This is a genomic window from Paenibacillus sp. VTT E-133291 (assembly GCF_002264395.1).
GTDB lineage: Bacteria > Bacillota > Bacilli > Paenibacillales > Paenibacillaceae > Paenibacillus_AQ > Paenibacillus_AQ nitricinens.
Map to the genome: position 1 here is coordinate 59,626 of NZ_NFVA01000030.1, position 7,153 is coordinate 66,778.

The 7,153-nt window shown below is 41.4% G+C and carries 8 protein-coding genes; all 8 read right to left on the bottom strand.

All coding sequences use genetic code 11. The features are described 5' to 3' along the window. Window positions 1-36: 36 nt before the first annotated feature. Entirely contained in the window at window positions 37-237 is a 201-nt protein-coding gene (locus tag CA598_RS33495; protein WP_094876920.1) for a dihydrofolate reductase family protein, read from the bottom strand. 292 nt (window positions 238-529) lie between these two features. Further along, a complete protein-coding gene (locus CA598_RS33335; RefSeq protein WP_094876921.1) occupies window positions 530-1,528 on the bottom strand; it encodes a globin-coupled sensor protein in 999 nt (332 codons plus the stop codon). 233 nt (window positions 1,529-1,761) lie between these two features. Further along, window positions 1,762-2,388, bottom strand: a complete 627-nt coding sequence (locus CA598_RS14230; protein ID WP_094876922.1) for an NAD(P)/FAD-dependent oxidoreductase — start codon at window positions 2,386-2,388, stop codon at window positions 1,762-1,764. A 27-nt stretch (window positions 2,389-2,415) separates the two neighbouring features. Beyond that, a complete protein-coding gene (locus tag CA598_RS14235) occupies window positions 2,416-4,848 on the bottom strand; it encodes a heavy metal translocating P-type ATPase (protein ID WP_094876923.1) in 2,433 nt (810 codons plus the stop codon). A 202-nt stretch (window positions 4,849-5,050) separates the two neighbouring features. Further along, the gene (locus tag CA598_RS14240) at window positions 5,051-5,380 is read right to left on the bottom strand and encodes a four-helix bundle copper-binding protein (protein WP_094871080.1); all 330 of its coding nucleotides are present in this window, start codon (window positions 5,378-5,380) and stop codon (window positions 5,051-5,053) included. 105 nt (window positions 5,381-5,485) lie between these two features. Further along, window positions 5,486-5,722 carry a glutaredoxin family protein gene (locus CA598_RS14245; RefSeq protein WP_094871082.1) on the bottom strand — a complete coding sequence of 79 codons (237 nt, stop codon included), beginning with the start codon at window positions 5,720-5,722 and terminating at the stop codon, window positions 5,486-5,488. Window positions 5,723-5,831: 109 nt separating this feature from the next. Next, complete coding sequence (locus CA598_RS14250) at window positions 5,832-6,152, bottom strand: metal-sensitive transcriptional regulator (RefSeq protein WP_042131123.1); 321 nt, start codon at window positions 6,150-6,152, stop codon at window positions 5,832-5,834. Window positions 6,153-6,225: 73 nt separating this feature from the next. Then, a partial coding sequence (locus tag CA598_RS14255; RefSeq protein WP_256990503.1) for a cation diffusion facilitator family transporter occupies window positions 6,226-7,153 on the bottom strand: 928 nt, incomplete at its 5' end.

Sequence of the window (7,153 nt, forward strand, 5' to 3'; positions counted from 1 at the left end):
CTCAGAACATTCTGAAGGAGTGTTTCATTTCAAAGATTATATGCGATACGTTAAGCCTACTACACCGTTACTGTAAGCTTTTGAGTCCACAAGATGAAGTGGGACTTGATTCGTGATCTCGTCAAAAAGACGCATTCTAGAGCCAACGACTACGGGACAGATATTAAGCCTAAGCTCATTTAACAATCCATTTTGTAATAGGGATCTGACTAATTTCGGACTACCAGGGACCTGAATGTTCTTTTCAGGCTGTTTGCTTTAGCTTCATTATCTCCTCGAAGAGATTGCCCTTGATCAGGCTTGCAGGTTGCCATTCGAGCATGTTCCTCCGTAATTGTACTGGGGACCAGATATTTGTCAGAATGGTTCAGGAATCTTGCCATGGGTAAAAATCGTCACCCTAATCCTGCTAGAATCTTTCTAGATGAATTTTCTGCATCTTGTTCATGATAATCTACAGGCACACTCATCACTCCTTGTACCAGAAATGAGTACTTAACACTCGATCCGCAATATAAGACATTCTTGATTATTTCAAGTTTTCTAACTCGACGGTCACTTTTTCAATCAGATTCACGAAGGAAGCCAGTTCTTGAGAGCCCTTCACCTGATCTCTGGAATATATGGAATTGTGTTCTGATTCTTTTTTCACCTTGGACAGTGTGGAGTTGATATTATTCAGCTTCTCATCAATCGTTCCTATTGAATCTTTAGAGCGGCGAGCTAACTTGCGTACTTCATTCGCGACGACTTCGAAACCTCTTCCGTACTCCCCTGCTCTTGCTGCTTCAATGGCTGCGTTTAAGCCCAAAAGATGTGTATGATCAGCCACTTCCCTAATCATTGTACCCACTTGATGAATAGACTCTACCTCTTTGTCGAGATATAACACAGTTTGATGTGTTTTCTCTTGATAATCAGCATTCTTACTAGCTAATTCCTCGATGGATTCACTGCTATCTTTCAGTTGAACCATTAAGGATACTAATTCTTGAACCGCAGAACTAACACCTGTAAGCAAGTGGTTTTGCTTTTCCAATAAATTTTCTATTTTTGCTTTTTCATCGACTTCGTAGGCTTCAAGAACCAACTGTGAATCCAGATTAAACATCTTGGTTAATGCATGTATGACGGGTTTCCAATCAGTCGGTAATATCCGTTCAAAATAAGCTGTAGCCAGATCTAAATATAATATGTAAGTACCCAAATACCAATTCGTTGTCAGACCAATACGCGAGTGAATTTTACCTATAAGCAGGCGTCTTTCAATAAATGCTTCATCAATCACACCCGAGGCCATGGATAAAAAATACCACTGCTGCGTTTCCTTCAATCGATCAAGTGTACTGTGCTGTTCAATGATATGGAGTAGCTCAGGCTCCTCTATCATCTGCTTATACAATTCATCTACAAGGGAGCTTACGATTTGCTTGAATTCTTTTTCCTTCCCTTTCAATACATTTAAATCAGCCTCAGTAATCCCAATATAGCTAATTTGCTGTTGTCGCTCTAAACTAAGATTGATCATAATTTGGTCAACTTCCCTCTCATTTTGTTTATATAATGATCATCACATCTTCCATGCCATCCCCTATGGCATCTATTTATCTTGATAATAAAGGTATTATTTTTATAAATTTTAACACTTTATTTACTTAAATAGTTTATTAATTTTACAAACTTTGCATTTCGTAGCATTATTCTTAGATCACATAAAAAAGAGGAGCTCCTGTAAAGGAAGCCCCTCTTAACATTATAACCTTACCCTACAGCAACAACTTGTTGCAGCAATTCTATCGTCATCCGGTCAATGAATTTCCTGAATTTCTCTTTGCCTTTAGCGTTGGCCTTATAGTAGTTAATCAATAATAAAATTACTGGAATGATTTGATCTTCACTTAGCCCTGACCTAAGGGATTGTGCAATCGAAGTTTTAAGCCCTTTCGGTTCTCCTCCAACAAAAATCTCATAGGTATTACGCATTTTGACAACGCTAATGTCTTTCAGCAAAGGCTCACTAGTACCGAGTGCACAGCCCGCATAACCAATCTTCAGTGGCATAGGTGTTTCAATCCCTGCTATGGACTGATTTAATTTCTGTGCAACTGCCAGACCTGCTTCCTCAGCCCCTCTGCAGAAATTACAGGCAATCAGGCTTTTCGTGACAAAACCAGCTGAATATACTTCCAAGCCTAGAAGCTCAAGTTGTTCTACGATCTCTTCACGCTGTTCCAGAGGAACCTCCAAATAAAGCTGTTTAAAAGATGTCATTTCAATTTTTGCATTCGTCCCTAGAATAGCTCCTATTGTAGCAAGCTGCGCTGGCGTCAACAGACTTCCCCCCACTTGAATTGGAGGCGCAATTGCAATTTTCGTGATCTCTCCCATGATCTCCGTCTCCATTCCTCTAACCATTTAGTTACGGATCTTCACACGTTGCAGACGTAGTGCATTAAGAACAACGGAAACCGAACTGAGAGCCATTGCCGCACCCGCTACCCATGGAGCCAAGAAACCAAGTGCTGCAATTGGGATGCCAAGTGAGTTGTAGCCAAGTGCCCAGAATAGATTTTGTTTAATATTAGTCATCGTTTTACGGCTCATGTAGATGGCATCAGGAATACTGGATAGATCGCCTCGCATTAAAGTAACATCCGCTGCTTCCATAGCCACATCCGTACCGGTACCGATAGCCATCCCAATATCTGCAGTTGCAAGGGCTGGAGCATCATTAATGCCATCGCCAACCATAGCTACTATCTTTCCTTGCGCTTGTAATTTTTTCACTTCCTCCGCTTTTCCTTCTGGAAGCACCTCAGCGCGTACATGATCAATGCCAACTTGAGCTGCGATGGCCTTTGCCGTACGTTCATTATCTCCGGTAATCATGATGACCTGGATGCCCATTCCTTTCAAGCGACTGACAGCAGCCTGAGAGGTTTCTTTGATGGTGTCCGCAACAGCTACCATACCCACGTACCCTTTATTTATAGCCACAAGCATTGCTGTTTTACCGGATTCTTCTAAAGTAGACATGATGTTATAAGCATGACTTGCCTCTACGCCGTATTTGTCCATGAGACGCCGAGTACCAATTAACAGCTCCTTGCCTTCCACGACAGCCTTAATCCCATACCCCGGTATCGCTTCAAAAGAGTCTGTCGCTGGCATTTCAATATTTCTTTCCAAGATGCCTGCGACAATAGCTTCTGCCAGTGGATGTTCTGAATTCTTCTCAGCTGCACCCACCAGTCTAAGAAATTCTGTCTCATTACCTTCGACCAAAATATCGGTAAGCTCGGGTTTCCCCTTTGTTACTGTACCTGTTTTATCTAAGATGATCGTGTCAATTTTATGTGTTTGCTCTAAATGCTCTCCGCCTTTGAACAGGATTCCCAGTTCAGCTGCACGTCCGGAACCAGCCATAATGGAGGTTGGTGTAGCCAGACCCAAGGCACAAGGGCAAGCGATAACTAGAATGGCGATTGCTTTTTCCAGAGCTCCTGCAAAATCACCCGGTGTTACGATGAAGTACCACACCAAGAATGCAATAACGGCAATCCCAACAACAATAGGAACAAAAATACCGGAGATAACATCTGCGACCCGTTGAATAGGAGCTTTCGAACCTTGCGCTTCTTCTACTACTTTAATAATCTGCGCAAGAGCGGTTTCTTTCCCTACTTTTGTGGCCTTAATTCGAAGCATACCGTTTTTATTAATCGTCGCTCCAATGACGGAATCTCCGGCTTTCTTTTCCACAGGAAGGCTTTCCCCTGTCAGCATGGATTCATCTACCGACGAGATCCCTTCCAGCACTTCACCATCTACAGGTACTTTATTCCCTGGACGAACAAGTACTATATCACCAGTAATAACTTCCTCTACAGGGATGCTTAATTCTTCACCGTCACGGACAACTAAAGCTGTCTTGGCTTGCAGTCCCATCAAGGATTTAATAGCTTCAGATGTCCGTCCTTTTGCCAAGGATTCGAACAATTTTCCCATTAGAACCAGGGTAATCAATACTGCACTCGTCTCATAATACATTTCTGGTCCATGATGCGCGCTCCCACCATTTACAGCCCAAACTATGGTTAGGTACAAGCTGTAAAAAAACGCCGCCGAGGTCCCAAGGGAAACTAGAACGTCCATGTTCGCACTGCCGTTACGTATTGCTTTATAAGCACCGATGTAAAATTGTTTACCAATATAAAATTGAACTGGTGTTGCCAAAATCAATTGGAACCATGGATTCATAAAAAGATCAGGCAGCCAAATCCACGAAGTAAACGAAAAGTGGCTCACCATAGCCCACAGTAATGGAAAGGATAGAATCGCGGAGATTAGAAGCTTGCGTTTTTGCTTGGTTAAATCTTGTTGTCGCTGTTTGGCTGGATCACCTTGCTCTTGTTTGGGAACAGCCTTGTATCCAAGCTTATCCACCCGCTGCTGCATATCAGATACAGAAACTTCAACGGGATTATATTCGACATGTGCTGTTTCCATCGCAAAGTTCACGTTGGCTATGCTTACACCTGGTAGCTTATTCAGAGTCTTTTCAATTTTCAGTGCACAAGCAGCGCATGTCATACCTACAAGCTGTAAATCTACAGCTTCTTTAGCCGTGCTATACCCGAGCTTCTGAATACTTGCTTCCATTTTACTTACGTCCACTATATTCGGATCATAAGTCACTGTAGCCCTTTCCATTGCAAAGTTTACGTTGGCTTCTGTTACACCTTCTAACTTGTTCAAGCCTTTTTCTATGCGGTTTGCACAAGCAGCACAAGTCATCCCTGTGATTTGTAATGAAGTTTGTGATTGTCCCGCCGCAGCAGTAGTCATTATATAAACACCTCTTCCACTTTTGTGATGATTTCTATTGTTTGTATCTTCCTCTTCTAGACATTAGTATACCCCCCTACCCTATATTATGTCAAGCGACAAGCTATACACCAAACACTTAAAAAGGAGTCCTCTCAGTAACAGAAATCCTGTTTCTGAGAAGACTCCTTCATGAATCCTCTCTGAAGAGAGTCCTACTGCGTTAAGCGGCCATTTCACGGCAAATTTTCGCACAGGCAAAACATGCTTCTGCACATTGCTGGCAATGATCATGGTCATGTTTTTGGCATTCGTTGCCACAAGCTTCACAAGCCTCTGCACAAGCTAAACATAAGGCCTTGGCATATTTACTATTCATTGAAAGGGCATGCGCAGTGAATCCGCATATATCTGCACATTCACGATCCAGGCGAATGCACTCCTTCATCATTGCTACATGATCTTCCTCCAGGCAAGATGAGTAACAGTGATTACAAGCTACCATACATTTTAAACACTCTTCAATACACGCTTTATAGTTTTGATGTGACATCATAAAAGCTCCTCTCAGGATGTAATTTAGCATAGTCCCCTACTCTATATATACCCAATCGTGAGCTAACTTATCATGATCAAAGAAATTATCCGGAACTAAACACTAGACAAGTAACTGTTTCTCAATTTCTTGACGATTGAACACAAATCCGAAAAATACCTGATTGTTAATGAAAATGGTAGGAACCAGCCTTTTTCCAGTTCGATTAAATAACGTATCTGCATGGTCAGGATGATCTGCAATATTAAATTCAGAAAATGGAATATGATGCTCACTTAAGAACTTTTTAAAATTTCTGCAATCCTCACAAGTCGGTGTTGTAAATACCTCTACGTTCATATGGGTCGTCCTCCTTCAGTATATTTCCCAACAAAACTAGTATACCCCCCTATACTATATATGAATCTAAATAAAAAAAGGATTCCAACGAATCCTTTCTATTATCAATTTATTTAATTAATTTATTGATAGTAATTAATAACTCATCTAACACTTCATTTTCACCATCTTGAATTCGTTCCACGACACAGCTCTTCATATGATGTTCTAACAAAAGTTTCCCTACGCCGTTCAAAGCAGATTGGACTGAAGAGATTTGATGCAGCACATCATCACAATAGGTGTCCTTCTCAATTAATCCCTTTAGCCCTCTCACTTGTCCTTCAATTCTATTGAGTCGGCTAACCAGGTTCTTTTTAGTCTTCTCAGAGTGATGACTTTTCCGTTCACCCGTGCTACATGATTCGTGCTCGTGCGTATGATCTTCCATGCACCAATCACTCCTTTCCATATAGTTTTATTATACTATACCCTCCCTAATCTATTCAAAATATAAAATATAATTAGACTTTCATCATTTCATGGGATATCACCGATGTCTCAATTTGAATAGTAGTATGCTGGATTTTGAAGCTTTCCGCTATTAACTGAATGGCTTGCTGCAAAATACGTTGATCATCTTCCTGATCTTTGATTAAGAGATGACAGCTTAGTAAATCAAGGCCTGAGGTAATTGTCCAAATATGAAGATCGTGAACATTTATAACGCCCTTGATATTTTCTAGAACTGCCTTCACCTCAGCTGGATTGACTGTAATCGGTGTACCTTCCATAAGAACATGAACGGTATGTTTGATGATTCCCCAAGCGCCTCTAAGAATTAATAGAGCAACTACTACGCTTATAATTGGGTCGGCAATATACCAGCCAAAAATCATCATAACTAAACCCGCAACAATAGCCCCTACCGAGCCCAAAGCATCGCCAAGCACATGTAGATAAGCGCTGCGAAGGTTAATGTTATTCTTTACATCCCCTTTTCTCATAAGAGACCAAGCACTAGCAACATTGGCTAGTAGACCTATACACGCGATCAGCATCATAGAACCACTTGCAACCGTAGGCGGCTCAAAGAATCGACCATAAGCTTCCACGATGATAAAACCAGCAACTACAAATAAGGTCACCCCGTTCAATAGTGCCGCTAGAATTTCAAACCGATGGAATCCATACGTTTTATTGGGAGATGCAGGTTTAGTTGCAAACCAGACCGCCACTAGGCTTAATGCTAAAGAGCTTGCATCGTTTAGCATATGCCCACTGTCCGATAGCAGCGCTAAGCTGTTAGTGACCAGTCCGCCAAAAAACTCCAAAAACATAATTCCTACCGTAATTATTAATGCAATCATTAGTCCTTTTTTGTTTCCGCTAGGATCAAAATGATGATGACCGTGAGGTCCGTGGGAATGATCGTGTCCTGCATGGGAATGA